The sequence below is a fragment of the bacterium genome, from assembly GCA_037128595.1.
Taxonomy (GTDB): Bacteria; Verrucomicrobiota; Kiritimatiellia; order CAIKKV01; family CAITUY01; genus JAABPW01.
Genome location: JBAXWB010000017.1, coordinates 20,708 through 47,343, shown reverse-complemented (window position 1 = coordinate 47,343; position 26,636 = coordinate 20,708). Strand labels below are relative to the sequence as shown.

General features: G+C 57.5%; 24 protein-coding genes. 7 read left to right on the top strand and 17 right to left on the bottom strand.

All coding sequences use genetic code 11. The features are described 5' to 3' along the window. Positions 1-19: 19 nt before the first annotated feature. Together WCS52_11605 and WCS52_11600 are read left to right on the top strand one after the other, a co-directional pair. Complete coding sequence (locus WCS52_11605; GenBank protein ID MEI6167832.1) at positions 20-1,213, top strand: ATP-binding protein; 1,194 nt, start codon at positions 20-22, stop codon at positions 1,211-1,213. Further along, complete coding sequence (locus WCS52_11600; GenBank protein ID MEI6167831.1) at positions 1,210-2,598, top strand: sigma-54 dependent transcriptional regulator; 1,389 nt, start codon at positions 1,210-1,212, stop codon at positions 2,596-2,598. The genes WCS52_11605 and WCS52_11600 overlap by 4 nt, the downstream gene beginning before the upstream one ends. On the opposite strand, the gene WCS52_11595 is transcribed toward WCS52_11600, so the two are convergent. From WCS52_11595 to WCS52_11560, 8 genes are all read right to left on the bottom strand, one after another. Then, positions 2,567-3,730 (bottom strand): tetratricopeptide repeat protein, encoded by a 1,164-nt coding sequence (locus WCS52_11595; GenBank protein MEI6167830.1) that lies wholly within the window; start codon positions 3,728-3,730, stop codon positions 2,567-2,569. The two genes, WCS52_11600 and WCS52_11595, sit on opposite strands and share 32 nt — an antisense overlap. A gap of 65 nt (positions 3,731-3,795) precedes the next feature. Then, on the bottom strand, positions 3,796-4,518 hold the full coding sequence (locus WCS52_11590; GenBank protein ID MEI6167829.1) for an RluA family pseudouridine synthase: 723 nt from the start codon (positions 4,516-4,518) through the stop codon (positions 3,796-3,798). Next, positions 4,515-6,971, bottom strand: a complete 2,457-nt coding sequence (locus WCS52_11585) for a U32 family peptidase (protein ID MEI6167828.1) — start codon at positions 6,969-6,971, stop codon at positions 4,515-4,517. The genes WCS52_11590 and WCS52_11585 overlap by 4 nt, the downstream gene beginning before the upstream one ends. A 16-nt stretch (positions 6,972-6,987) precedes the next feature. Then, the gene (corA, locus tag WCS52_11580; protein ID MEI6167827.1) at positions 6,988-7,962 is read right to left on the bottom strand and encodes a magnesium/cobalt transporter CorA; all 975 of its coding nucleotides are present in this window, start codon (positions 7,960-7,962) and stop codon (positions 6,988-6,990) included. After that, on the bottom strand, positions 7,959-8,573 hold the full coding sequence (locus WCS52_11575; protein MEI6167826.1) for a hypothetical protein: 615 nt from the start codon (positions 8,571-8,573) through the stop codon (positions 7,959-7,961). Before WCS52_11575 ends, corA begins: the two co-directional genes overlap by 4 nt. Then, positions 8,557-9,645, bottom strand: a complete 1,089-nt coding sequence (aroB, locus tag WCS52_11570) for a 3-dehydroquinate synthase (protein MEI6167825.1) — start codon at positions 9,643-9,645, stop codon at positions 8,557-8,559. The genes WCS52_11575 and aroB overlap by 17 nt, the downstream gene beginning before the upstream one ends. 197 nt (positions 9,646-9,842) lie before the next feature. Then, the gene (locus WCS52_11565; protein ID MEI6167824.1) at positions 9,843-11,765 is read right to left on the bottom strand and encodes a sugar phosphate nucleotidyltransferase; all 1,923 of its coding nucleotides are present in this window, start codon (positions 11,763-11,765) and stop codon (positions 9,843-9,845) included. Positions 11,766-11,792: 27 nt separating this feature from the next. Next, positions 11,793-12,794, bottom strand: a complete 1,002-nt coding sequence (locus WCS52_11560; protein ID MEI6167823.1) for an ATP-binding protein — start codon at positions 12,792-12,794, stop codon at positions 11,793-11,795. A gap of 166 nt (positions 12,795-12,960) precedes the next feature. On the opposite strand from WCS52_11560, the gene WCS52_11555 reads away from it, so the two are divergent. After that, positions 12,961-14,064 carry a sugar kinase gene (locus WCS52_11555; GenBank protein ID MEI6167822.1) on the top strand — a complete coding sequence of 368 codons (1,104 nt, stop codon included), beginning with the start codon at positions 12,961-12,963 and terminating at the stop codon, positions 14,062-14,064. On the opposite strand, the gene thpR is transcribed toward WCS52_11555, so the two are convergent. From thpR to WCS52_11540, 3 genes are read right to left on the bottom strand one after another with little or no spacing between them, the layout of a single operon-like run. Beyond that, on the bottom strand, positions 14,044-14,649 hold the full coding sequence (gene thpR, locus WCS52_11550; protein ID MEI6167821.1) for an RNA 2',3'-cyclic phosphodiesterase: 606 nt from the start codon (positions 14,647-14,649) through the stop codon (positions 14,044-14,046). The two genes, WCS52_11555 and thpR, sit on opposite strands and share 21 nt — an antisense overlap. Positions 14,650-14,663: 14 nt before the next feature. After that, positions 14,664-15,146 carry a GreA/GreB family elongation factor gene (locus WCS52_11545; GenBank protein MEI6167820.1) on the bottom strand — a complete coding sequence of 161 codons (483 nt, stop codon included), beginning with the start codon at positions 15,144-15,146 and terminating at the stop codon, positions 14,664-14,666. Continuing rightward, positions 15,143-15,625 (bottom strand): YaiI/YqxD family protein, encoded by a 483-nt coding sequence (locus WCS52_11540; protein MEI6167819.1) that lies wholly within the window; start codon positions 15,623-15,625, stop codon positions 15,143-15,145. Before WCS52_11540 ends, WCS52_11545 begins: the two co-directional genes overlap by 4 nt. Positions 15,626-15,730: 105 nt before the next feature. Here WCS52_11540 and WCS52_11535 point away from each other — a divergent pair, with 105 nt between their 5' ends. Next, positions 15,731-16,996: an MFS transporter gene (locus WCS52_11535; GenBank protein ID MEI6167818.1), complete on the top strand. Its 1,266-nt coding sequence runs from the start codon at positions 15,731-15,733 to the stop codon at positions 16,994-16,996. Here WCS52_11535 and WCS52_11530 read toward each other — a convergent pair. Further along, entirely contained in the window at positions 16,974-17,153 is a 180-nt protein-coding gene (locus tag WCS52_11530) for a hypothetical protein (protein MEI6167817.1), read from the bottom strand. The genes WCS52_11535 and WCS52_11530 overlap by 23 nt on opposite strands. A 269-nt stretch (positions 17,154-17,422) precedes the next feature. Next, positions 17,423-18,952: a hypothetical protein gene (locus tag WCS52_11525; protein MEI6167816.1), complete on the bottom strand. Its 1,530-nt coding sequence runs from the start codon at positions 18,950-18,952 to the stop codon at positions 17,423-17,425. 134 nt (positions 18,953-19,086) lie between these two features. On the opposite strand from WCS52_11525, the gene WCS52_11520 reads away from it, so the two are divergent. After that, on the top strand, positions 19,087-19,266 hold the full coding sequence (locus WCS52_11520; protein MEI6167815.1) for a hypothetical protein: 180 nt from the start codon (positions 19,087-19,089) through the stop codon (positions 19,264-19,266). A gap of 84 nt (positions 19,267-19,350) precedes the next feature. Then, a complete protein-coding gene (locus WCS52_11515) occupies positions 19,351-20,253 on the top strand; it encodes a nucleoside hydrolase (GenBank protein MEI6167814.1) in 903 nt (300 codons plus the stop codon). A 72-nt stretch (positions 20,254-20,325) separates the two neighbouring features. Here the strand turns inward: WCS52_11515 and WCS52_11510 are convergent, their stop codons facing one another. From WCS52_11510 to WCS52_11500, 3 genes are read right to left on the bottom strand one after another with little or no spacing between them, the layout of a single operon-like run. Then, entirely contained in the window at positions 20,326-21,453 is a 1,128-nt protein-coding gene (locus WCS52_11510; GenBank protein ID MEI6167813.1) for an aminoglycoside phosphotransferase family protein, read from the bottom strand. A gap of 31 nt (positions 21,454-21,484) precedes the next feature. Continuing rightward, complete coding sequence (locus tag WCS52_11505; protein ID MEI6167812.1) at positions 21,485-22,375, bottom strand: PIG-L family deacetylase; 891 nt, start codon at positions 22,373-22,375, stop codon at positions 21,485-21,487. Then, entirely contained in the window at positions 22,372-23,781 is a 1,410-nt protein-coding gene (locus WCS52_11500; protein ID MEI6167811.1) for an ROK family protein, read from the bottom strand. The genes WCS52_11505 and WCS52_11500 overlap by 4 nt, the downstream gene beginning before the upstream one ends. Before the next feature lie 95 nt (positions 23,782-23,876). Between WCS52_11500 and WCS52_11495 the strand changes: the two genes are divergently transcribed. Then, positions 23,877-25,097, top strand: coding sequence for an ROK family transcriptional regulator (locus WCS52_11495; GenBank protein MEI6167810.1), 1,221 nt, complete (start codon positions 23,877-23,879; stop codon positions 25,095-25,097). Positions 25,098-25,532: 435 nt separating this feature from the next. On the opposite strand, the gene WCS52_11490 is transcribed toward WCS52_11495, so the two are convergent. Continuing rightward, the gene (locus tag WCS52_11490; GenBank protein MEI6167809.1) at positions 25,533-26,633 is read right to left on the bottom strand and encodes a response regulator; all 1,101 of its coding nucleotides are present in this window, start codon (positions 26,631-26,633) and stop codon (positions 25,533-25,535) included. Between the last annotated feature and the right edge of the window lie 3 nt (positions 26,634-26,636).

The following is a 26,636-nucleotide window of genomic DNA, read 5'->3' as shown; positions in this document are numbered from 1 at the left end:
CACTGCGACAGAATAGACCATGAAAGCTGGATTTTTAGAAAAACTCATTTCGCGACTGGATCGGCTTGACCCGGAAAGTGTTCAGACTCATTTCCTGCGGTTGGCCAAGGAAAAGGGGTTGTTGGAGACGATTTTCCAGTCGATTCAGGAAGGAGTCGTGGTGCTCGACGGCAAAGGGACCATTACCTACACCAATCGGGCTGCTGGGGAATTTATCGGATTTAACCACACCACGGCCATTGGGAAGCCGATGAGCAAGTTCCTGAGGGAAATCGACTGGAACCGGATCCTGAACCTGGATACCGGCGAATGGACCAAGCTCAGCAGCCACCAGATTGAAGTGCGTTACCCCGAACCCCGCGTCCTGAATTTCTATGTAGTCCCCCTTTCCGCCGTCGAGAGTAACGAAAAAGGGGCGGTCATCATCTTGCGTGATGTGACCCGTGACCGTGCCCAGGAAGCCTCTCTGGTGGAATCGGAGCGGCTCAATGCCGTGCGCCTGCTGGCCGCCGGAGTCGCCCATGAGATCGGCAATCCCCTGAATGCGCTGAACATCCATCTCCAGTTGCTTGACCGGGAACTGAAAAAAAACAGTCATGGCAACCGGGCCAATCTGCTTGAACTGGTGGACGTCGCCCGCAATGAGGTCACCCGCCTGGATCTGATCATTACCCAATTCCTCAAGGCCATCCGGCCCTCAAAGCCCAATCTGGTCAAAAATCAGGTATCTACGATCATCAAGGAAACCCTCGCCCTGCTGAAGCAGGAAATTGAAAACCGGGGCGCCCATGTTGAACTGGAGCTCCCGACGGATCTGCCGGCCATCCAGGTGGATAAAGACCAGATCAAGCAGGCCTTCTTCAATATTGTCAAAAATGCCCTGCAGGCGATGCCGGATGGCGGACTCCTCCGGATTACTGCCGCCGCCTCGGACCGCTTCCTGGCATTGGCCTTCCGGGATAATGGGTCCGGGATCTCCCCAGAGGATATCGGCCACATTTTCGAACCTTATTACACCACCAAATCCAAGGGATCCGGGATCGGCCTGATGATCGTTCAACGGATTATCCAGGATCATGGTGGCCGCATGGATGTCCACAGCGAACCGGGTGTAGGGACCACTTTCACCCTGTTCCTGCCGTTGGAGGAACGGCGCGTCCGCCTTCTGAAACCGCATAACCGTTCAAAATCGTCTCATGAGGAATCCCTATGACCCCGCGCCGCACCGTACTGATCGTGGATGACGACAAAAACACGCGGGAGGGCCTGAAGCGGGCCCTGCAGGGGCTTTATGAGGTCGTTCTGGCCGATAGTGCCGAAAAGGCGCTACCGCTGCTTGATGAGCGCACGGTGGACATTGTCCTGAGCGATATCCGCATGTCGGGGATGGACGGCATGACGCTCCTGCCGCGCATCACGGCCCGCAGCAACCCGCCCATCGTCATCATGCTCACCGCCTACGGCAATGTGGAGACGGCCGTTGAGGCCATCAAGCTGGGGGCTTATGATTTCCTGACCAAGCCGGTCAATCTGGATCATCTCGACCTGCTGATCAAGCGCGCCCTGCGCACGCATGAGGTGGAAAGTGAAAACCTGAACCTGCGGGCCCAACTGGACAGCCGGTTCGGTCTTGAAAACATTGTGGGCCAGTCCGCGGCGATCCAGGAAATCTTTGACGTCATCAAGCAGGCCGCCCCTTCACAGGCGACCATTCTGATTCAAGGCGAAAGCGGGACGGGCAAGGAGTTGGTGGCCCATGCCATCCATCAATTGAGCAGCCGGTCCAAAGGGCCCTTTATCCCCGTGCACTGTGCCGCATTGGCCCCCACCCTGATGGAGAGCGAGTTGTTCGGACATGAAAAAGGGGCCTTCACCGGGGCGGCGGAACGGCGGCGCGGACGCTTCGAGATGGCGGATGGCGGGACCTTGTTCCTCGATGAAATTTCAGAAATCCCCACCACTATCCAGGTCAAACTGCTACGCATCCTTGAAGAGCGCCAGTTTGAGCGGGTGGGCGGCCACCAGACCCTGGATGTGGATATCCGCCTGATTGCCGCCACCAACGCCGATCTGGGCGCGATGATAAAGGCCAAAACCTTCCGCGATGACCTGTTTTTCCGGTTGGATGTCGTGTCCATCACCCTCCCCCCCCTGCGGAAACGCGCGGATGATATTCCCCTGCTCTTCGCTCACTTCCTCAAGGAATTCAATTCCAAAAACAATAAGCAGATTGAAGACATCACGCCCGAAGCCATGGATATGCTGACCGCCTATGCCTGGCCGGGGAATGTGCGGGAATTCCGCAACGTGATTGAGCGCATGGTCGTTCTGGCACGGGCACCCCGTCTGACGGTGCGGGATCTCCCCCACTCCATCAAATCCGCAGTCCAGGGGGAGGCGCCGGAGTTGGCGCATGGGCTCAAAGGCGAGCACACCCGTTCCGCCCCGGCCTCCATGGCCGAAGGGGAACGCCTCATGATTTATGCGGCACTGAAGAAAAATAATGGCAACCGGACCCTGGCCTCAGAGCAACTGGGCATCAGCCGGCGCACCCTCCAGCGCAAACTCAAGGAGTACCGGTCTTTGCCCCCGGAGTGACGACATCCGATTTGGAGGCGCGCGTGGTCGTCCGGTTTTTATCCGCACCGAGCTTTTTCTTCATTTTCTGGATAATCATGGCCGTCCGCAACGCATTCTCATAATCCAGGTCCACGGAACAGCCCAGCTCAATGGCGCGCTGGTAATGCTCCTGGGAAAGGGTGATGTCCGGGGGCGCAATGGTGATCAAGATCTGGGCCAGATTATAATGGGCTTCGGCGGAATCCGGCTTGATCGCGAGCACCTTCTCCATGGCGTCACGGGCCTTTCCAATTTCGCCCAGGCCCATATAGGCAGTCCCCAGCGTCAACAGGGCGTCCGCGTTTTTAGCTCTCCAGACATCAAATGGCATCATGAGTTTGACAGCCTGATCAAACCGGCCCGCCCGGCAATCGGCCACCGCGAGCAAAACAACGAGATCCGTTTCGGACGGCATCAGTTCGATCGCCTCCGTCAACAAGGCGATTGCCGGCGCGACATCATTCGTTTTCATCAGGCCGTTAGCCTCGGTTTTCACCGCCGCCGCCACTGCCCGGCACATGGCATTCGTACTGGTCCCGGATTTACCCAGTTTGGCTTCCAGTTTTGCAACCTTGCGTTGCATGAGCTGATTAGCTTTAGCAGCCTCAACGACCTCCTCTTGCAGTCGGTCCCGGTCCGCCTGCAACTGCCGGGCTTTGGATTCAGTCTCAGTGGTATTTATCTGCGCCAATGCCGCCTGAACTTCACGAAGCTCACCCATCAGGACCTGCACCCGATTCGCGGAATTGGTCGCCAGGCCCCCCATCTCTCCCGTTTTGTCATGAGCCGCCTCCGGTTCCTTCGGTAGCTCCAGCTCGGTCAAGGCGGTCTGGCATTCTGCCACCCGCAGACTGATCATGGAGGTCTGCCAGCCGGGATAGGCCGTCGTCAGCCGTGAATAGTATCCGAGCGCCTCCCGATAGGACTTCGCGGCATCCGTATTATAATGGTCCGCCCTCGCCAGCTCGGCCTCCACCACGGCCATATAGGCTTTTTTGAGCCATTCGCCGGCTTGAGGCGCCACATTGGTTACCGGCCCGGCCCCGAAGCCCTGCATCCCACCCCCGACCAGGAGGGTCATCACTAAGAATACTCTGATTATCTGTTTCATAAGGTTCTCACTTTTTTTCGAATTGCACCCGGCGCCGGCCGAGCGGCGCCCTCCATTAATAAGACCTATCCCCGCATTTTTTTCCTCAATGGAGGGTTTTGCACTGTCAAAACCCCGGGCCCGACCAGTCGCTCAAAATGCTCCGGCACTTCGGCTTCAAAGGTCAATCGTTTTCCACTGAAAGGATGGTCAATGGCCAGCGATCTGGCATGCAGGGCCAATACCCGATGGGGATCGTTTTCCTGGCCGTATTTCCGGTCACCCACAATCGGATGCCCCTGCTCGGCGAAATGAACGCGGATCTGATTCTTACGCCCCGTCAGCAGGGTGATGTCCACTAAACTGAAGGTCCGGGTTTCCTGGCGAACCCGATAGGCGGTGTGCGACAGCAGGCCCTGCGACGGATTCTGGGTGGAGTACACGCGAAACGCGGCATTTTCAGCCAGATAGGAGGTAATCATTCCTTCCTTTTTGTCCAGAATTCCATGAACCACGGCCAGATAATGTTTTTCGGTCTTGTCCCATTTTGCCTGAAGGGTGCGTTTGGCTTCCTCCGTTCGGGCAAAGACCAGCACTCCGGAGGTATCGCGATCCAGCCGGTGCACAATAAAAATCCGCTCCCGCGATTTGTTACACCCTTTGCGGACATAGTCGGTCAGCAAGTGATACGCGGTCCGCGTCTGCTCATCATCGGTGGCAATGGTCAGCAACCCTGCAACTTTGTTGACCACGATAATATCGCGGTCTTCATGTAGAATAACAAGCCCTCTGGGCTGGTGCCGTTTCATCGTGTTCCCCTTGAATAATTACCCTCGTACCCGGCCACCCGGTGGCCTTGCCGCAAGGCACGCCACCGCTCGCACACCATGGCGGGCTCATAGCGGCGGTTGATAAAGTCAGCTCTTATATACCGGGCCCCCGCTTTTTGCAATTCCCCCACTCGCCCTGCCAATGAAAAAGGGACTTCATTGATGGCGAGGGTGCGACACCCGTGCTGGATCATCCGGACCGCTTCCCCGCTGCCGGATTCCCATTCCCGCTCCGAAGTCCGGCAATCCGGGCTGGCCGGACAACGCTGGGCCTGGGCCGCCAGGGCGCAGTTTTCAGAAATGAATAAAGGGGTGTCCTGGTAAATAATGACCGTCGCCTGTTCGCCAAATGACTTCAGCAACGAAAGCATATTTTCACTGCTATCGTCCGGCGAGAACGTAAACCGGCTGGCCCCCATGGAGAGGACCTGCCGCGCCGCAGACCGGTTCGTCACATACACTGACCAATCGGCGGTCAGCAGGGTGTCGGGGGACTGGCTCACGGCCGTTGCGCAGGACCGGTTTAACAGCGGCCAGGCAAAGAGTGCGCCCGCCTCCCAGTGGGGCCACCCCTCCGCCTGAAGCACCCTGATCTTCTCTTCGAGGTCCGGGCGTTCCCATTCACGCATCAGCGGCGGCAGGGCTAACCTGACTTTATCAACTCCGACCTGTTCGCGCCACCGCGCCAATCCGGCCATCAATTCAGGAAGTGGATCGCGCTGAATCTCGACCACCACCTCATCCAAATCCTGGTAGTCCGCAGGCTCCAAGGCAGAGAGATGGGCTACCCGATCCGTTTTAATGGACCAACGCAGCCCCCGGCTTTTCCCTGCGAAAGCGCCGGATACAGGCTTCTCTGCCGCCTGGACGGCCTTAACAGCCTGCTGGCGATGGGTCGCCACGGCGTCAGATAATGCGGAGGTCAGCTCACGACGAACCCGATTGAGGACAGACACCGGAATGAACAGGCCCGCGGGGTTGTTAACCTGAAGGTCGGCCAATTCAAACTGCGTGTCACCCAATTTGCTAAAGGCCGCCTGGGCCGTTCTGGTCACCCCCTCCGCATCCCGACTGGGCTCGAAGGGGCCCGCCATGGCGGCCTTGGCCGAGAGGCCCTCGCAGGAACCGAGACTGGCCACAGCTTCAAGTTCCGTCGCCGTGGCATTAAGCACCACGTTCATGCCCATTCGCACCCGGTGCAAGCCGGGCTTCGGGCGTGTAAAGCGGTACTGCTGCTTGACCGTCTGGGAGGAGGAACAATACAGGGGTGCCCCGGCCTTGATCTCGGGATGCTCGCGCGGTAAGCCGACTTCGACCCGGCACTGGGCAGGCACTTCAAATACCTCCTCAAGCGGCTTGCCGCGCTCACTGATCATTCGCAAATGATCAACGGGAAATCCGAAAGGACGGCCCCGGCCGGGAATATCCGTCTGGATCCCGTCATGCCGCTCTAGGCGCCGCTGCGTGGTGAACTGGACCCATTCGCTCCCGCCCCGCCGGACGAGGGCCTCAACCATCCCGATGGGCGCCCCGCGGTGCCCGACCACTTCACTATCCGTCACCTCGCGATTGCGCGGGGAATTAAGGTATAGGTCAGTCCAGGGACGGCTGAAAATGGTTTTGATCTCCTCCTCCGCGGCCCGCTTCTCGAGCAGGGAGAGCCGGCCCTCCAGCAACTTCCGGTAATATTGAGTCACGGCCGCAACATACAAAGCACTTTTCTTGCGCCCCTCAATCTTGAAACTGAACACCCCGGCCTCACGCAACTTCAGGACATCTCCGGTCAGGGCCAGATCTTTCATGGAAAACGGATAGGCCTGGGTCTGGCCAAAAGTGTCGCGACAGGGATAGGCGCACCGCCCCCGGTTACCACTCCGCCCGCGCAGCATCGAGGAATAGAGGCAGAGTCCGCTATAGGAGTAACACAGGGCCCCATGAATGAACACCTCCACATCCAGTCCGCTTTCACGGACAATGGCGGCCATCTCTTTCAGCGTCAACTCACGGGCCAGGGTCACCCGGAGGAAGCCCAGCTCGCGCGCCGCAATGGCCCCGGCCACATTGTGGATCACCAGCTGCGTGCTGGCGTGCAATTCCAGCCGGGGGAAATACGTACGGGCCAGACGGGCGATACCCAGATCCTGGACAATCACCGCATCCACACCGGTGGCATCCAGTAACGCCAGCGTCTCAATGGCTTCATCCAATTCATGATCCTGAACCAGCGTATTGAAGGCCACAAAGACAGAGCGCCGGGGTGAGGCCGCATGGGCAAACCCGACAATCTCACTCAGGTCTTCGGGTGAAAAATTGGCGGCCTCGGCACGGGCGGAAAACCTTTGCAGGCCAAGATACACCGCATCCGCCCCATGATGAAAGGCGGCATAAGCGGCCTCCAGATCACCGGCAGGAGCAAGCAGTTCGGTTCTCATCGCCCCGTACCTCCCCTCACCACCAACCCCGGCGTTTCAGGTAGAAATACAGGATCCCAGTCGTCAGCAGCGTGATAAACCAGACCCAGACCCACCCCAGGGGATTTTCCAGACTGGGCCAATGATTGATGTTCATCCCGTAATAGCTCGTCAAAACGAGGGCGGGCATACAGAGGGTAGCCATCACCGTCAGCACCTTGATCACGTGATTCACCTGCATCTGCTGAATGTTGAGATGAACCTGGAGCACGCCCGTCAGCGAGTCTCTGGCATTTTCCGCTAGCGAACTGATCCGGACCAGCTGATCGAGCAAGTCCCGGTAGTAAGGCAGCATATGACTCCGGACAATCTTGAACTCGGCATGCGCCAGGCGGGCGATGGTTTCCCGTTGCGGCCAGGCGATCTGCCTGAGCCGTTGCACTTCACCCTTCAACTTCATGACATCGGCGAGAATATCCTTGGACGTCTGATTCACCATGATGGATTTCTCGAGATCGGAGATCTCAACGGAGATTTCCTCAAGGGCTGGCGCATAGTCCTCCAACAGAAAATCCAGGATCGTGTACGTCAACCGGTCCGGAGCCCGGGCGACGGTGGGGGCATTTTTAAGAACCCGCTCCACAGTGGCATTCACACACTTCAGCGGGGTCCGGTGATAGGTCACCAGGAAGTTTTTGCCGATGAACATATCCAGCTCATTGGCCTTCAGTTCGCCATTGGTGTAGGTGACGGCATGAACCACTAGGAAAAGGTAGTTTTCGTATTCTTCAACCTTGGCCCGGTCACTGGGCGTGAAACAGTCTTCAATCGCTAGTGGATGAAATTGAAAAACGCCTTCGAGCACGGTTTTGGCGTCCTCATCGGAACACTCGCCGATATCCACCCAGAATTGGACCCCGTCATCCTGCAGCACCACTTTGAGCAGATCAAGGGAGAGGTCCTGGCTGATCAACCGGCCCTGCGTTTGATTAAATACAAATGATTTGATCATGGCTCAACCTTCGATTTCACTTTTCGTCCGCGTTTGTCAAAAAACTCAAGTTGTGGGTCCTTGACGATGTTATACGCCTTGAGGATGCGCAGGATCTGGAGCAGGTCCGATTTTTCGTAATTCCGGTTGACCCGCACGGCCGATACCAGTTCCAGCAACATGGTCCGGAACGAGAGCACGCCATCCACCCCCCGCTCCCGCAAGCCCTGCAGGGTTTTCGCCTGAAGTTCCTCTGAAACGGGCAGTTCCGGGATGCAGAGAATAACGGCCAGCGGCTCCCCGCCCAGCCGTGCCGCGCCCGCCAACCGCGCGGACCGCTCGGCATAGCGCAAAATTTCAGGCGCCTGTTCATAGGTTCCTGAATAAAACCGTTCGGAATGACCACCCCGTACTCCTACCACGGCCCGGCGAATGGTTTTAAGATGGGCGCTGGTCCAGATGATGTCCGTGGGCAACACATGCTCTAACACTTGAGGATGGGTCACAAGCAGGTCGAGTTCCTCTTCAATCCGTTTATTACGCCCCACCGAGACATATTTACAGGGCTGGTTAACCAGGAAGCCCAGATGCTCGAAATATTCGCGGACAATCTGTTCATTTACCGCAGACATTCCAAACCTCCTCGAGGACGGACTCATCCACCTCACACCCCACCACGGCCGCGCCCAGTTTCCGGGATAACACAAAACGGGGCCGTTTTTTCAGCGTCTTTTTATCCGACAACATGGCGTCACGCAAGGTTCCCCAAGCGGGGCTGGCATCCCCTTCAGGGTGGATCGGGAGGCCTAACGACTGAAGCAAGGTAGAGACCCGGGCGGCATCCGTATGCGCAAACCCCTCGACCCTGACAGACAGGTGGGCGGCATAATGCATTCCCATGGCCACCGCCTCACCATGCAGCCAGCGTCCATACCCGCCCGCCTTCTCCAGGGCGTGGCCGAGGGTATGGCCGAAATTCAGGATCGCACGAGGACCGATTTCACGTTCATCCATGGCCACCACCTCCGCCTTGATTTCGCAACACCGCGCGATGACGGATTCCAGCAGACCCGGGTCGCGCCTGAGCAATTCATTGGTGTTTTTTTCGAGCAGATGAAAAAAGGAGGCGTCCCAAATAACCCCATACTTCACCACTTCGGCCAGACCGGACACATATTCCCGTTGCGGAAGAGTCTTCAGCAGGTCCAGATCGGCATCCACCTCAATGGGTTGATAGAAAGCGCCCACCAGATTTTTGCCTTGCGCCAGATTCACCCCGGTCTTGCCGCCCACGGAACTATCGACCAGTGCCAGCAACGAGGTCGGGATTTGGACAAACCGCACCCCTCGCAAATAAGTAGCCGCCACAAAACCGGCCAGATCCCCCACCATCCCGCCGCCGAGGGCCACGATGATGGCATTCCGGTCCAGTCCGGCGGAGGCCGCCTTCTCATATAAAAACTCAACCCACTTCAGGGATTTGGTTTCCTCTCCAGCCGGGACCACCGCGCGCAAGCAGGTCATCCCCCTGCCCTCGAGTTGCGCACAAACCGCCTGGCCGTGAAGCGCATCCACATGGGTATCTGAGATCATCAAGACGCGGGTCCCCGGTTGCTCGCCCAGGGTTGAGACCAAGGACAGCCCCCGGCCAATATGGATGGGATAGGAACGCTCCGCCAGTTTAACCTGAATTGTTGTTGCCATCAGTAGACCTCCAGCCCTCCGCGTGCGGCGGAGACAGGCAGGCACTCTACCTCACCGCAAGACATGAGTCAACGCGGGCGTATCTCTGTGTTTTGGCTCTCGGTGTGGGGCGGATGTCCCCATCCGCCTTGGTGCCAGATGGCTCCGCAGACAGGCGGATGGGGACATCCGCCCCACAACTCAGAGAGGCAGAATAATCACGCATTGGGGAAATCAATCAGGGTCTGCCGGTAGGCCTCGGGAAGGCCGATATCGAATCGGCGCCCCTTGACGACACACCCGACGAACCCGTCGAGCTTACGCAATTCATCCAGGCATGAGGTCAGCTGGAACTCGCCCCGCTCGCGGATATTGTTCCGGATATTCTCCTCAAGCAGATGAAATATCTGGGGCTTGAGAATATAGAGGCCGAACACGGTCAGAAAGGTATCTTCCTCCAGGCCATCCACCTTGAGGTTGGTGCGAGCATATTCGACATCGGGCTTCTCGGCAAACTCCGTGATGTCCAGGATTTCCCCTTCCTTCTGCCACATTCCCGTCACACAGCCGAAATGCTTTACCTGATCAGCCGGCATCGCCTTCAGCCCAACCACGCTCATGCCGGTTTTCTCATACACATCCATCAATTGTCCGGCACAGGACCGGTCGAGTGCGGACGCATAGAGATGATCGCCCAGCATCAGCAGGAAGGGTTCCTCGCCGACAAATTCCCGGGAGCAATGAACGGCATGTCCAAAGCCTTCCTGCGTATCCTGGGACAACAATTTAACGTGTCGCCCCACTTCCAGCAGATACTGACTATATTCCTGATTCTCCTTGGAGAGCTTGTTGAAATTCTCGATGGGAGGAGGGGAGTAAAAGAAGTCCTCAAATACCTCTTTGTCCCGGCTCTGGACGATCAGTCCGATCTCCTCAACCCCGGACTGTACAGCTTCCTCAACGATAATCTGGATGGCGGGCTTCATCCGCCCCTGCCGGTCCATGATGGGGAACAGCTCTTTCTTGAGCGCCTTGGTGGCCGGGAACATCCGGGTACCAAACCCGGCGGCCGGGATGACGGCCTTACGAATCCGCCGCCCGCTCTGGAGCACGAGCCGGAGCCCGCTCATCTTGAGATCCCGCTCAAGGATCTGAATCACTTTTTCCTGCGTCTCCTGGTCCTTGACAATAAACTGGGCCGTACCATCGCCCTGGGACCCCACGCCCTTCCCCCCCAGGACGAGGGACTGCAATGGGCCATAGTTCAGCACTTTGTGAAGGACCGGCGAGGTCAACTGCGAGGGGCAGGCGGGAATACAGTATTTATCAAATTCGGACTGGGCCTCCCTCATGAGTTCCCCGATCAGAGGGGCATCTCCGTTCCGGATGGCCTGCGCGGCACGATGGGTGATCGCGGCACATACGGGGCCAAGGTACTTCTGGACCCCTTTTTGAATCTCATCTTCCGCGAAGGGATAACAATGATTCAAATGATTTAATATTTCGCGGGTATCCTTGCTGGCGTGAAGGTCAACGATCACAAAATACAGATCCTTGGGCGTGGCGAGTTCCGAGACGTCAACCCGGTCGCCATCATAGCTCATCATAATCGGCCGGCTTCCGTAGGCGCACCCCTGATCCATGCGCCCGCACCGGGACGGGGTGGTGATTTCACCCAGATAGGCATACTCCATTTCGCCCCGGACCGTCATCTTGAGATCGTAGATCCGGTTAAAGGCGCGGGCCACCAGCACGCACACGGCGGCGCTGGATGACAGGCCCTTCTTGATCGGCAGATCGGTGAGGTAATTATCAATTTCCAGGCCCCGCACCCGGTAATGAGTCAAGACCTGGTAAGCAACGCCTGCAGCATAACTGAAAAAACTGCCCTTCTGCGCCTCGGCTAGCAACGCCTCACGATCCATCGGAATCTCATACGGGCCGAAGGGCGTCCCATCGCTCAAGGTGGTCTTGAGGACTAGTTTATTCGGGTGGGGTTTAACCGTGGCATACAGCCCCTGATTGGTCCCGGTAATGATTGTGTACCCTTTTTCGAGTTCACCATTGATGCGGCGATAACTGCCCGCCCAGTCAGAGTGTTCACCAAACAGACAAATCCGGCCGGGAACGAATAGTTTCATAAATCTTTACCCCCTGTTTTTCAAAAGTTAATCGACCGGTAAATCCACGTGGAACTTGGTTCCCTGGCCGACAACGCTCTCAAACCACAACAAGCCGCCATGCTCTTTAACGATGGTGTGGCTGATCGACAACCCGAGTCCTGTTCCCTTGCCGTAGGATTTGGTTGTAAAAAAGGGATCGATGATACGGTCGCGCAACGATTCCGGAATGCCCATGCCGTGATCTTCGACCGTCAGCCTCACACAGGACCAAGGCGTGACGCCATCCAATTTCATCAGCTTACTTTCCGTGCTACTGATCGCCCTGGCCGAGATAATAACCTTTTTATTTTCGTCATACCCGGGATATCTCTCATTCAGCACGTCACGTGCATTGGTCAGCAGATTCATGATCACCTGCTGAATCTGTTGGCTACGGCATGACAGTCCGGGCAGATCTTCAGGGACTGCCACCTCCAGCGTGATCTGGTCATGTCTCAACACGGCTTGAATCAATGACAGCGTATCACCGACCACATCGCACATGCGGGCGAGCTGGGACGGCTGCTTGTCAAGCCGGGCGAATGAAAGCAACTTCCGGGTGATGGTGGCCACACGATCAGCCGCATTGACAATCCCATTCGCCTGTTCGGCCGCCGGGCTTCCGGGCTCAACAGTCTCCAGGATCATCTTTGCATACCCCGTGATGCCCATGATCGGGTTGTTAATCTCGTGTGCCACCCCGCTGGCAAGGGTCCCGATCGCCTCCAGCTTCTGAGCTTGAACCAGTTTGCCCTGCATCGCGGCCCGCTCTTCCTCGGCCCGGTTACGCGCCCACACCTCGATACGCAACAGGACATATAACAGGGTTCCCGTGACAAGGACAAACGCCAGTCCTTTGAAAATGGACAACTGGGTGATGAGGGCAGGATCCGTCACCAGCGCCGCGAGCAGGCTATCGGATAAAATTATCCACAAACTGGCAAACAGGACATAGGGCAGAACGACATGGAAAAGCATCCGCCTCATTGATTGTTTCAATTTATTCATAACTGATCCACCACACACCGCTGTGAAAATTACATTGTACTTGGTTATCAGGATTTCCGCAAATCCTGTACGTATGCGGAAAGCCCGAAAATAGTTCAAGCGTTTTCTTGTGCATCACGTGTTCATATGCAAAATTACCCGAAATTTTCAAAGAGGAGTTCAGCCAATGAAAAGCACGAAAAACATTGTTGGATTTGGAGAAGTCATGTTGCGCCTGGCCCCGGAAGGACACCTGCGTCTGCTCCAGTCGTTGCCCGGATCGATCAAGGCCACGTTTGGCGGAGGCGAGGCCAATGTCTGCGCCTCGCTGGCATTACTGGGCGAGACATCGCGCTACGTCACGGCCATTCCGGACAACCCGGTCTCGGAGGCATTTATCTTTCAACTGCGCGGGCTCGGGGTGGACACCTCGAAGATCCTGTTAAAAAAATCCGGCCGGTTCGGAATCTATTATGTCGAGGCCGGAGCCAACCAACGTCCGTCCAATGTGGTGTATGACCGTGAATATTCCGCCATCTCCCAGACCGCGCCCGGGGACTATGACTGGGACAGTATCCTGGAGAATACGAAGTGGCTGCATCTCTCCGGCATCACGCCCGCCCTGAGCGAAAAGGCCTTTCTCAGCACCCTGGCGATTGCGGAGAAAGCCCAGGAAAAGAAAATCACGGTGTCCTGCGATCTTAATTTCCGAAAAAAACTCTGGAAATGGGATCCGTCCAAAACCGCAAATCAGCTGGCCAACGACTGCATGTCCCGGATCGTCAAGTATGTGGATGTCATCGTGGGAAATGAGGAGGACGCCCTGGACGTCTTCGGGATCAACGCCGGTCATTCGTCGGTCGACAAGGGCCTTGTCGATGTCAAATCCTACGAGGAAGTGGCGGAGAAAATGGCCAGGGAATTCCCTCAGGCCAAATACATTGCCATTACCTTACGGGAGAGTGTATCGGCCAGCCACAACAACTGGGGCGCCATGCTGTACGCAACCGGCTCCCGCCGTGCGTTTTTCGCCCCGCTTGATTCAGCTCTGGCGTATGCCCCGTATCAGATCACGGATATTGTGGACCGGGTCGGTGGCGGCGACTCCTTCTCGGCCGGCCTCATTTACGCCTTGAACAGCGCCGACCTGCAGGAACCTGAAAAGGCGATTGCGTTCGCCACCGCGGCCAGTTGCCTCAAGCATTCGATTGCCGGTGATTATAACTTCGTCCAGCTCAAAGAGGTCATGACCCTGATGCAGGGCAATGCCTCAGGGCGGGTCGTGCGGTAAGAGCGACGCCTTGTGCATCACGCGATAGACGGGGCCTTGAGGAAGCAATTCACTGCGCATGAGCAGAACCCCGTCCACGGCGACCTCGCCATATCTGGCTGCGCCGGACCGGCTCAGGGCCTCCTCAATTCCCTCCGCTTCGCGCGCGGATTTGACACGACCAAGGGTTAAATGAGGGTGGAATGGCCGGGATTCGAGCGACAGGTTCAGGCCCCGCAAACCCGTACTGATCCGGGCCGCGAGGGTCACCACCTGATCCGCGCCCTTCCCTACCCCCGCCCAGATCACGCGCGGACAATGGCGGGGCCCAAAGAAACCCAAGCCGGCTATTTCCATGGGGAAGGCCGGACTGGCCCCCGCTGCCGTATCGAGTACACGGACAATCCCCTCCACCTGCTCCGCAAATACATCACCCAGAAAAACCAGGGTGAGATGAATAAGCTCCGGCGGCACCCACTTCACCCCGGCCGTCACCTTTTTCAGCCGGGCCTGCTCGTCCGCAATCGCCTGCCGGACCGCCTCATTCAAGTCCAAGGCCACAAAGAGCCTTACCAGATCCGCCCGCCCATGTCCTGAAGGGGTCATCGTTCCTCCCGGCGTCATTCCACAGACACCACTTTATAAGTATGCTTCGTGCTACCGATCTTCATCACAAAGGTATCACCGGTCTTTTTTCCAAGCACCGCCTGCCCTAGCGGCGAGCGGGAGGTCACAATGGTGATCTCTTCACCGTCGGCCACGATGGTTTCCCCGCCAGCGGCGGCACAGACAAACAGAACGCGGGAACCGCCATCACTGGCCTTAAGGCGGACGAGGGCGCTGAGCTGGATGGGCGTGGTATGGTCCATCTCCTTCATCGGGAGCAACTGCAGGCTTTCCAGCGCGTCAGCCAGCTCCTCGACCCGCTTGGCCTGACCCCGGGCCAGGAAAGACGATTCGAGTTTGAAGGTATCATATTTATGTTCCGCGCGATGCTCGTCACTCGTCGCCGTCGCAAAGGTTTTCCTGGCCACAGCGGTAATGGATTCCAGTTCGGTGGTGAGCCGGGCGATAAAGCGTTGATGAATATCGGTTTTGGTCATGAGGGGTTTACTTTCACGGGAGGGGCGGGATGTTTGCGCCGGAGGGTCTGGATCACTCCGTCGAGTTCCTGAAGAAACCGGGAGCGGTCACATCCCTGCATCGGCGCAGGCCCGCCGGTGATCTCGCCGGCATCCCGGAGTTCCGCCATGAGGGCCCGCGTCGCGATCGCCTGCCCGATACTATTCTCCTTGAACGATTTTCCGGTTGAGCCGATGACGCAGGCCCCCTTTTTCAGGCAGCGGCCTGCCAGCGGGATATCAGAGGTAATTACAATGTCATCGCATTGCACCTGCTCCACAATCCAATTATCGGCCTCATCAAAGCCATCCCCCACTACTTTGAGCACCAGTCCGCGCGCTTTAGGAATCCGCATCCAGGAGTTGGCCACCAGGGTAACATCCAGATGATAGCGCAGGGCCACGCGGGAGACCTCCTGTTTGACGGGACACGCATCAGCATCAACATAAATATGCAGCATTATAAACCCTCTCGACTACTCATTGATCTGAATACCATATCAAACAACTCCCTTGTATGCGGTACTTGAACTCTAAATCACATAAGTTTATAAAGCCATCCCAGTATGTCCTTCATTCAAGATTATCCACCAGCGCCCCATCCCTCCGGTTGGAACCGTCTGCGAACCTTCCTGGGCCAACGGCGCAGCATGGTCGGCCTGTTGGGCGTGATTGTGCTGGTGGGCATGGGCGAGCACATGGCCGAGCGGTTCCTGCCGCTCTATCTCCAGCAACTGGCGCAGGGCTCAACCGCCGTGATGGCCATTGGCCTGCTGGCGGGCATGGATGATCTGCTGTCCGCCCTGTACTCCTTTCCTGGCGGCTACCTGAGCGACCGGCTCGGCACCAAACGGGCACTCCTGTTCTTCAATGCCCTCTCGATGGTCGGCTACCTGTGTGTCATCCTGATCCGATCCTGGTGGGCCGTGCTGCTGGGGGCGGCGTTTTTCATCTCCTGGTCGGCTATTTCACTCCCGGCCACCATGGATCTCCTGGCCAAGATCGTCCCCAAACACCGGCGCACCATGGGCGTCTCGGTGCTGGCGCTGGTAAGGCGGGCCCCCAAGATGCTGGGGCCGGTCGTGGGCGGCACCTGCATTGCGCTCTGGGGCGTTGAGCAGGGCGTTCGGGCGGCGTTCATCCTGGCGCTGGGATTCGCCCTGGCCGCCTCCGTGTTGCAACAACTGATGATTACCGATGACTCCAAGAATACCCAAGCGGCCGAGGCCAATCCCTTGCACTTGTGGCGTGAAATGCCGGTCAGTCTGAGGCATCTGCTCTGGTCGGATATCCTCATCCGCTTCTGCGAACGCATCCCGGACGCGTTCGTAGTCATCTGGGCCACCCGCACCATATTGCATCCCGTCTCGGAACTGACGTTCGGCTGGCTATCCGCCATCGAGAATATCACCGCCGTGCTGGTCTACGTCCCCGTGGCCTATATGGCCGACCGCTTTGGGAAAAAACCGTTCGTGCTGGTGACATTTATGTTTTTCAGCTGCTTCCCATTGGCACTGATGCAGGCGCAATCACTGGGGCCCCTGGTGGCGGCGTTTGTGCTCCGCGGGCTTAAGGAATTCGGCGAACCGACCCGCAAGGCGTTGATCATGGATCTGGCCCCGGAGGGACGCAAGGCGTCGATGTTCGGACTGTACTATCTCATTCGCGACGTGCTGGTCGCGTTTGCCGCCTTTGGCGGGGCGCTCCTGTGGCAAGTGTCACCGGAACTGAACCTCAAGGTCGCTTTCGGCTTCGGCGTCCTCGGCACCCTCTTCTTTGCATGGTTCGGCCGCAACAGCACCCTACCCCCTACGGCGAAAGAGGCGCCTTGATCATCACTACGCGCAATTCATGGCCGGCCAACCGGACCTGTTGCGGATCCCAGGCGCTGGCCTGCCCGGTAACCGGATCAAACACGGTGGCGTCGCCTTTGACCGACAGTTGCACAGACAACTGAAGGGGCGTTTTTTCCTCTAGGCCCCGCAGCACTCATTCCCGTTCCGGCGCCGGCCCAGCAACGAGGGTTCATCGGTAAAAATACCCATCACCGTTTTGCCGAAATAGCCGGAGAACGACTCCGCGAATTTGTCTTAGACCAGCTTCAGGAACATGGCCACGGCTTCCGGATTCAACAGGTCACTGGCGGATCAGTTCGGTCCGGTCCAGCGCGTCATTCCAGAACCAGAACGGCATCACACTAAATTCACGCGGCGGGTTTAAAAAGGCTTGCGATATGGGGTTCATAATTATTTCGACCTTTATTCCAACTCGTCCATGAAGTGTTTAAGCTCAGGCGGGAGCGCTGATTCTCCGGGGGCCAGAAGGAATGAGTAGTACCCTTTTCGCGACTTGACGCTTTTGAGGCGGGCGGGCTCTGGAAATTGAAAATACGATTGTCGACTTCCCTGGCTCTCCTTGAATGTCACGAGCGCGATGTCCCGCAGATCGATTGAAATCTCCGCCCGGCCTTTACGGGGCCAGGGGGCGAGAATGGCCGCCGCAATCAACTTTCCGGGGCTCGGCGGAAGTTGCTTTTCAAAGCGGTCAGTCATACCTCCACATCCGTAGATGCAGAGGAAATCCGCAAAGGGAACAATGGGATCGCACCACTGGCCTTTCGGGATAAACCGCCGGGCATGATAAATGGCCAGGGACAGTCCCGGCACCCCTCTCAACGTGTCATAGGACAGATTACGGTCATACCCCTTGGTCGCCCCCTTTCTCAACTCCTGGGAAGCTAAAAACGGGCTCCAGTCAAATGTGACCGGATCGGGAACCTCATACAGCAGGAAGTCCAGAGGCTGGCATGGAACTGCGGGAAGCATCAGGTTCATGGCATCCGTATCGGTTTTAATGCGAAAGCGAAAGCCCTCCCCCGCTTGCGAAGTCGCGAGTGTCACGCCGACCGCGCTGACCTCCTCAAGGAACACACCGCGGGCATGGAGAAACCGGCCGGCCTCCCGATCGTCCAGGATCCGGATCGCCGCAGGCGGATGGGCACCCGGTTTCGCCGCATTCCATGACCCGTCGAATTCCTTATTACTCTGCCCCACCAGCACGGAAAAGCATTTATCGGCGGCATTGGAGGCAGTAAAATCCGCCAAAATTGCCACGGGTGTCACTTCGCCATCACTAAAAACCGGAAAAGGTTTTGCCAGATCCCGGGCCACCAGTTCGATATCTTTGATCTGGATATCGCCCCCGGACCCTTTGAACGCATAGAGGAAGGTCGGCTCCTGAGCCCAGCGGGCATAGTAGATCCAGGGAGCATTGATACTGTACCCAGCGCGTCGGAAATTCCGGAACAGTCCGTAATGCAATGAGACCTCGACGGTTCGCCATTCCGTTCCATCCCGGGCCGCATCCACAAAAACCGGCCGGAGAAACGCATCACTGTTTCCGAAGTAGGCCGTGGGCCCGCCAAACCCGATGATCATCCTGCCTGAAACCGCCCTGACCTTCAGCCGGATGGCATCCGCCTCGGGGGGGAAGTATTTAACCCCGAGATTCAGGAGCTCAAGATAGGGACGCTTAAACGGGATCAAGGGGGAGAGGTTTAACGTCAACAGCATCGCCCCGGCAGAATCCCGGCTTAACTCCATCCGGCTGAAATGGTCGGCCTGTCGTTTCTCTTCCGGGGTCCATTGCCAGGAAACCACCGGCTTGGCCGGAAAAGCGGTGAGCCCATCCATATCCCGATCGGTGGCCAGAATCCTGACATCGGATCCGTAAGTCAGTGACGCCGCCAGAAGTACGGCGAAAACCAAATAACTAATATTTTTACGCATGGCCATTTTCATTTATTTACACCTAATTATTTAAAACCGATTCAACACGAATTGACAATCGCTACACAAGCGTTATCTTTAATGAGCGTTTGGGTAACAATAGGTAACAGGCAGGGGATAATCGGAAGTAAATTATGGACATCAAGCATCACATTCGTGAAGCCCAGGGAAAAATCATTAGCAATCTGATTGCCTGCGAATCATTGATTGGAGAACTTTACGAGGAGTTCAGTCTAGGTGACAAGGAACTGGCATCCTTCTGGCAAAAGCTCTCATTGGAAGAAAAAGACCATCGCCCTCCGACTTGGACCTGACACACTGAAGCACGTCGACAAAGTGCGAAAAAGATTTCTCGCTTCCCACGGAACGCCACACTGACCCATCCCTCAAAATCTCTTATGCAAAAAATTATCATCGACACCGATCCCGGCCAGGACATTGACGATCTGTTGGCTCTCTTTTTCGCCTTGCGTCGTCCGGAACTGGACATCAAGGCCATCACCACCGTCACGCTACCCTCTGACAAGCGGGCCCGACTGGTTAAACGGCTCCTGCGTTATCTGGACCGGATGGATATTCCTGTTGCCGCAGGTATGCAACTGCCGCTGCGCCAACTCTCGGAGGCGGACCTTCGTAATCAGCATGATTTCGCCTGCACGATGAATCATTATGCCTTTGCGGAACCGGAAGATGTCCGGGATGAGCCGGGAACCGATGATGCCGTCGACCTGATCATTCGCACGGTTGAAGCCTACCCGGGCGAGATTGGGATCGCCTGCATCGCCCCCCTGACAAATATCGCCTGTGCCCTGAGACGGAAGCCGGAGATCGCCGGAAAAATCAAATACATCGCCATGATGGGCGGCGAAGTCGCACTCAACCGCATCGAACATAATGCGGCATTTGATTATATAGCCACCGATGTGGTTCTGACGTCGGGCATCCCTATTTTCATGGGGACCTGGGACGTGACGCGGCGGTTTGTCCTCTCCAAAGAGGACTGCGAGTTATTCAGAACGAATCCATCCCCGCTTTGTCAGGCGCTGGCCAAAGCCATCGAGCTCTGGCATCCGGTCCAGAACTGGAAACCCGGCCCCGTAATGTATGACATCTTCCCGATCGTCTGGTCGTTCGACCGCAGCTATTACACCACCACACCCAAGTCGGTCCGCATTGAGACCAAAGGGGAAATCACCCGCGGCATGACGGTGGTGGGCGGCAACGTCCCGAACATCGAAGTCACCACGGACATCCGGGCCGCCGAACTCCGTGAACTGTATCTCAAGACCGTGTTAGGGTGAATCACCTTATGATGGTACGGCGGACCCCGCCGCACCATCCTTCGCGAACTTAGCGACTTCTGTTCAAACTCTTCATTTTGGGTCTGACCATGCGGCGGCCACCACGCGCTCCATCTCATCCTGCTGGGCTTCCATGCTCTCGACCATCTTGAATTGAGCCCGGCAGCGATCGAGATTCTGTCCCGGCCGCTTGGTCTTGAAGTAAATATCGCCCTGAAGATAATCCGTCAGGAATCGCATCCCGATCATCTGGGTGATCAGCCGTGCGGAAAAAACCAGTTCCTCCCGCTCCGCCGGATTCAGGAAGCCCGCTTCCGACAAGTACCCACCGGCAATCGACTTGAACATTTCAAGCCGCATCCGCACCTTGCTCAAATCCCGTTCATCCTCAGACGCGGCGGCGGTCGCGCTGCGCACCATATCTCCAAAATCGTACAACGCCAGCCCGGGCATCACGGTATCGAGGTCAATCACGCACACGCCCTCGCCCGTGGTGTCGTCCAGCATCACATTGTTGAGCTTGGTATCATTGTGGGTAATCCGCTCGGGGATCTCCCCCTTGGCATGACGGTCCAGCAGACGGCCGCACAGGGCGGCACGCTTTTCAACAAACGCAATTTCGTTATGCGCCTCTACCGCCCGATTGCAGGCATCATTCGCGATCGCCTTCTTCAGCGCTTCCAGGCGGACCGGCGTGTTGTGAAAATTGGGAATGGTCTCGTTCAGGCGCGGCAAAGGGAGATCGGCCAACATGTTCTGGAACCGGGCATAGGCCCGGGCCGCCTCAAAGGCCTGCCGCTCATTCTGAATGGTGTCATAGGTCCGGGCGCCTTCAACAAACAGGTACATCCGCCACCAGTTTCCATCCGCGTCCTGATGACAGGGCTGCGCATCGCGGGTGAACACCACGCACAAAGAGTGCCTGGTCACATCCGCCACCCCCGCCTCGGTCAGCCGGCTGCGTACATGGTTTGTCACCCGCACAATGTTATCCATGACCGCACGGGGATTTTTGAAGATGTTGTGATTGATGCGCTGGAGCAGATAATGCACCGGAGCACCGGCCATACCGAACGTCACTTTGAAGGTGTCGTTAATATGACCCGACCCATACGGCACGGCCTCAACGAAATCCCCCCAGGCCCTAAACCGTTTGACAACCTCATGAAACTTGAAATTCACCGCATTACCTGTGCTCATTCTCTATTTTCCTTTACCAGCCGGCTCAGGCTCACTTCCGCGCCAGATCCGCCAACCATTGTTTCAAATCCGGCCCACCTGTTGGCAGAAACCGTTTAAATCCCGCCGGCGGCTCGCGCCTGGCACCATCACTCCAGACGCCTACGCGATACAAGGTGGCGAACCGGTAGTCCGGAGCCGAGCCCCCCTGGCCACCCACAATCTCCCCGCCCCGCCTCACGTTGTCCTGCATCCAGGCCGGCAGGGTGAGATGATAGGGATTCCGTTGGACTTCGCCAACATGTAATGCAATCGCTGCCACCAGGTCAGCCACCTCCGCGACACTTGACTCCACCATGAGGTTCGGAGTCGACATCGCGCCCCAGAACTCCGTTTCAATCATCCCGCAACGGAATCCCGCCGGCATGGCGGCTAACGCATCCATCACCAGGGCATGCGTGCCCATGTGGGAGGCATTCCAGTCGGCGGCATGGGGAAAAACCACAAATTGAGGCTGGTGCCGCATGAGAACCGCCTGAATGGCTGTCACGGCCTGACGCCAATGATCGGGCTCCTCCAGGCGGGCCTTGGGGGTGATCCGCGCCAAGCCGCCGGGCACCGCGCACTCGGTCGACCAGCCCAAAAAGGAACACGCCTGCTGAAGCTCAGCCCAGCGGGGTGACTGGCGGGCCGCATTACTGCCCAGCGTCACGGCGATATTGACCACCTGAAACCCTCCCGTCCGCGAGAGGCGCAGCGGCAGGGCGCCAATGATACACTCATCGTCCGGATGCGGCGAAAAAAGCAACACCTTGGCCGCTTGAGGATTTATGGCGGGTGGAGGCGGCAGCTCCACACCACCTAACGGCAGGGTTCGTCCGGCGTTCGCCCAGTCATCCAACTGCGTCACCCAGGATAGATAAGGATTGGTTTTGCTCGTCATAATTGCACCTTCGGTAAGCTGGCCGCGGCCACCGCCTGGCCGTGGCGTTTGTTGGTTTCATCCGGCATCACCAGACGCAGGGTGCGCGAGAACTCGGGGGCCTCAGCATCCAGCACGCGCCGCGCCTGGGCAAGAATTCGCTCCCCGCCCGGCCCGCTCGTGACCCGGCCCAGCACCAGGATGTTCCGGACCGGATAGAAATCGGCATAGAGCAGAATGGCATACCCGAACCACACGCCAATCGTGTCATAGATGCGGCGGGCACGGGGATCATCCTTGTCCATTAATTGTTGAACCGCTACTAGTTTCTCCGGGAGAGGCATCTCCTCCGGAAGTTCAATCCCTGCCGCCGCCGCAAGGCGGGGAATCGCCTGCTGGGAGAAATACTGAACCCCGCAACCCCGATCCCCCGACCACTCGTCAGCCGGGGCGTCGAGCCGCGCATCCACTGGCGCGAACGCCAGTTCGTTGAGCCAAGGGGTCAGTGAACCGTCAGGAGTGACAAAGCCCGCCGCCAGACTCGTGCCCATCGAAATACCCAATACCGCGTTGTCACCAAGCGACATGGCACCCGCAAGAGCGGTGACCTCGCCATCATTCATGACCACGAGCGGCACATTGTTCCACTCACGGCGGATCCGCCCGAAAAGGCCACGCACCTGACTGTCGAACAACTCCTGGGGCACCCCGCGAAACAGCGAGCCCAGCCGGGGTTCGCTCGCGACATACACACCGGCGGCACTGCCGCCGATGGCGTCTACGCGTGGCAGGTGTTTGGCTGCACGCCGGAGCGTATCCATGATCCCCTCGTAATGGTAGGCCGGATCCTTCTCGAAATATGGTTGCCAACGGATCTCCTCGGAGAACACCACTTTACCATCAATCACCGCCGCCGCTTTACGGTCGCTCCCGCCCAGGTCGAACCCGATCCGGCAACCATCCAGATTCCCGCCCACTCGCTGGGCGGGGATGTATTCCGCCGGCACGGCATCAGGCGTGACCTCAACCACCTCCAAGGCGCCCTCATAGATTTTATTCCCGATCAGGTCGTTGTCGAAACGCCCTACCGGGGTGTCGATATAGTGGCGACGCAGGGACTCCGCCACGTCTGAAGGGCCGCTGAAATAGATCGTACGCCCCCCCTGCGCCCAGAGGAGAAACTTCACGAGGCGTTCCACATGCCGGGCATTTTCAGTCGCGCGGGGGTGGCCGGCAGGGAACAAATTCCCGCTTCGGCGTTTCACAGCCCCGTCAGGCTGTGCCAAAGCCATCATAAACGGTTGATGACCAGGTGTATTTGACGCTTCCGTCTGAAACTGTCGCCAAGCCCCAACCATTGGCACAAACCCCGGATCCAGATCCGGCTTAATCTGCGCCCCCGCATTCAAAGTGTTTTTCTTACTCATAATTAACTCACATATACGATAATTATTAAAATGAGCAAGAATTATTTCTTTTATATTCGGCTTTTTTTCGGCTTTGGAAACGCTATTGTTAGCCGATGATTTCTGACCAAATCACTAAACGAGACCGCAACCGGTACGAACTGCTCCGTATGCTGCAGCGGCAGGGCCCCCTGCGCCGCTCTGAACTCAGCCGGGAATGCCATGTGCGGATTTCCAGTATTATCAGTCTTACGGATGAACTGATTGCCGAGGGTCTGGTCACCTTAAACGAGCCAGATCGGCCCCGTTCTCCGCTCACCTTCACTTCAGATCGCTGGTTTGTGGTAACAGGGGCGGTCATGGCCGACCGGATCGAGTTCGCGCAGGTCGGGCTGGACGGCCAGGTGTATAACTATACCCGGCAGGCCATCAGCAACCGGGCGTCCGCCCAAACCTTGCAGGCAGCCCTGTTCCAGGGACTCGATGCACAACGGACGTTATGTCCGGGCCGGTTGTTAGGAATGGGCATTGCCTTGACGGGCATCGTCGATCCGGCACCGGGGCTATGGCATTCGGCCATTCACTTCCCCGCCGTCAACAGCGTTTCGCTCGCCCCTGACATGGAAGCGCTGCTGGGTTGTCCGGTCATGGTTGAAAACGATGCCAGGGCGAGTTTATGGGGCGCCTTATGGTTTGAGCCGCGGCTGGCGGCCCTTAGCAACGTGGTGTATTTAAGTCTATGCTCCGGCATTGGATCCGCCCTGCTCATCCAGGGGCACCTCCATACCGGCACCCATTGCTACGCAGGAGAATTGGGCCATATGCGGGCCGGAGAGGAAGGCCGTCTCTGCTGCTGCGGCAAATCGGATTGTCTGGAAACCTATTGCGCCATTCCGGCCCTGGCCGCGGAGTTACGGCGGGTGGAACCCCTTATGAATGATGAGGCCACCCCCGCTGACTTGGCCGAGTTGATCCGCACAAACCCGCAGGCGGCAGAGATAGCCGACCAGGCGATGGCGCGCTTGGGCAGGTTGCTGGGAGCCCTGGCCTCCTATGTGGATCCGGACGCCATATTGCTGGGTGAACAGGAGCCGGCACTCTATGAGGCGCTGCTGCCATCCCTGCGTCATCACATCCAGCAGGAGTTTCAAGGGCGCGGTACCGAAGCGCTCCCCATCGAATTAGTGGCCGCGCCGGAACATGCCCCCCAGCGTGGCATCGCCGCCATGGTCATCAACGAAGCCTTCCGCAATACCCTTTCCCCGCTCTACCGCGAGCGCCCTATCTTTACCGCCAACGCCCCGGCCTGTGCCACATCAACCACCGATCATTTTTAAATTCTAACCTCGATCTCTGTCGCATTCCCAGAAAGCCATTTCTGGACATAGAGAGTCCCTATGATAGGCGGCTGAGGGGCAGGTAATGGATCCCCCTATCACCGATAAGGGAGAAGAACCTTATTCGATCCCAAACCACTTTTGGTGGGAGGGGCGCTATGCGCCGCGACAGGACCTCAACAGGCACCAAAGAGAAAATCGCGGCGCATAGCGCCCCTCCCACAGCGCCTTGATGCGGCCGACATCATCCGCCTTCGGTACTTCCGCATCCGCTGCAACGGCAGACCTGCCGACGGCCGATTAAACGCAGCGATATAGACAAATCGCTCGCGAGGAACGAAGAACGCCACCTTTGATTCGCGCGAAGTTTCACGAGAGAATTTAAACCTAATTCAGCTTTGCGTCATCACCTTGCTAAAACTCTGTTTATAGGTTTTAGCACAAGCTCCGTTCCCCGGAGGGGTACAGGGCCTCGAAATCGCCCGCCCGTCGGGCAAAGGCCGCCACGATGTCAGGGCTCAAGTGCTTGCCGCCGCTTTGAATAATAAAATCAGTGGCCTCGGCATGGGACAGGGCCGACTTATAAGGGCGCTGTGACCGCATGGCATCGTAGACATCCGCCACAGCCACAATGGAAGCGGAAAGCGGTATGGCCCCGCCTTTCAACCCGCAGGGATACCCTGATCCATCGAACTTCTCATGATGAGACTGCGCGATGTCGATTCCCATTTCAATGAAGGAATTACCGGGATATTCGGCCTGAACCGCTTTGAGTGTTTCAGCACCGAACACGGCATGGCGCTTCATCTCGTCAAATTCGGCAGGGGACAGCTTTCCGGGTTTCAAAAGAATGGCGTCCGAAATCCCGACCTTGCCGATGTCATGGAGCGGAGCGGCCTGATAGAGGTTCTCAAGGTAAAGATCCGTGATGATACTGGCATACTGCGGCATTCCCCTCAGTTCGCAGGCCAGAATCCGGCTCAAGGTCTGAACCCGCTCTAGGTGCTGACCGGTATTGCTATCGCGTGATTCCGCCAGTTTCGCCAGCGCAAAGATGGTGGCCATCTGGGAGCGGGAGATCTCCTTGATTTTTTTCTGAACAAGCTCCTCAAGGTGGTTATTATAGGTCTCCACGTCGAGTTGAAGTTTCCGCAGGCGGAGGTGGGTCTCCACACGCGCGCACACCTCGTCGGCCTGAAAGGGCTTGGTCACATAATCCACCGCCCCCATCGAAAATGCCTTCAGTTTATCGGCCGTCTCCATGAGTGCGGTGATGAAGATGACGGGGATACCCTTGAACGCGGCGTCCGCTTTCAGGCGCTCATACACCTCAAACCCGTTCATCTCCGGCATATTGATATCCAGGAGAATGAGGTCTGGCGGATCGGCCTGCGCCGCCAGGATGGCCAGTTTACCGGACAGGACCGGCCGCGGTTCAATCCCCCGTTCCCTGAGAATTCCCGCAAGCAACTCAAGATTAGCGGGTGCATCATCTACAATCAGGACGTTGGGCGGCGGAAGGGTTTTATTCATCATAGT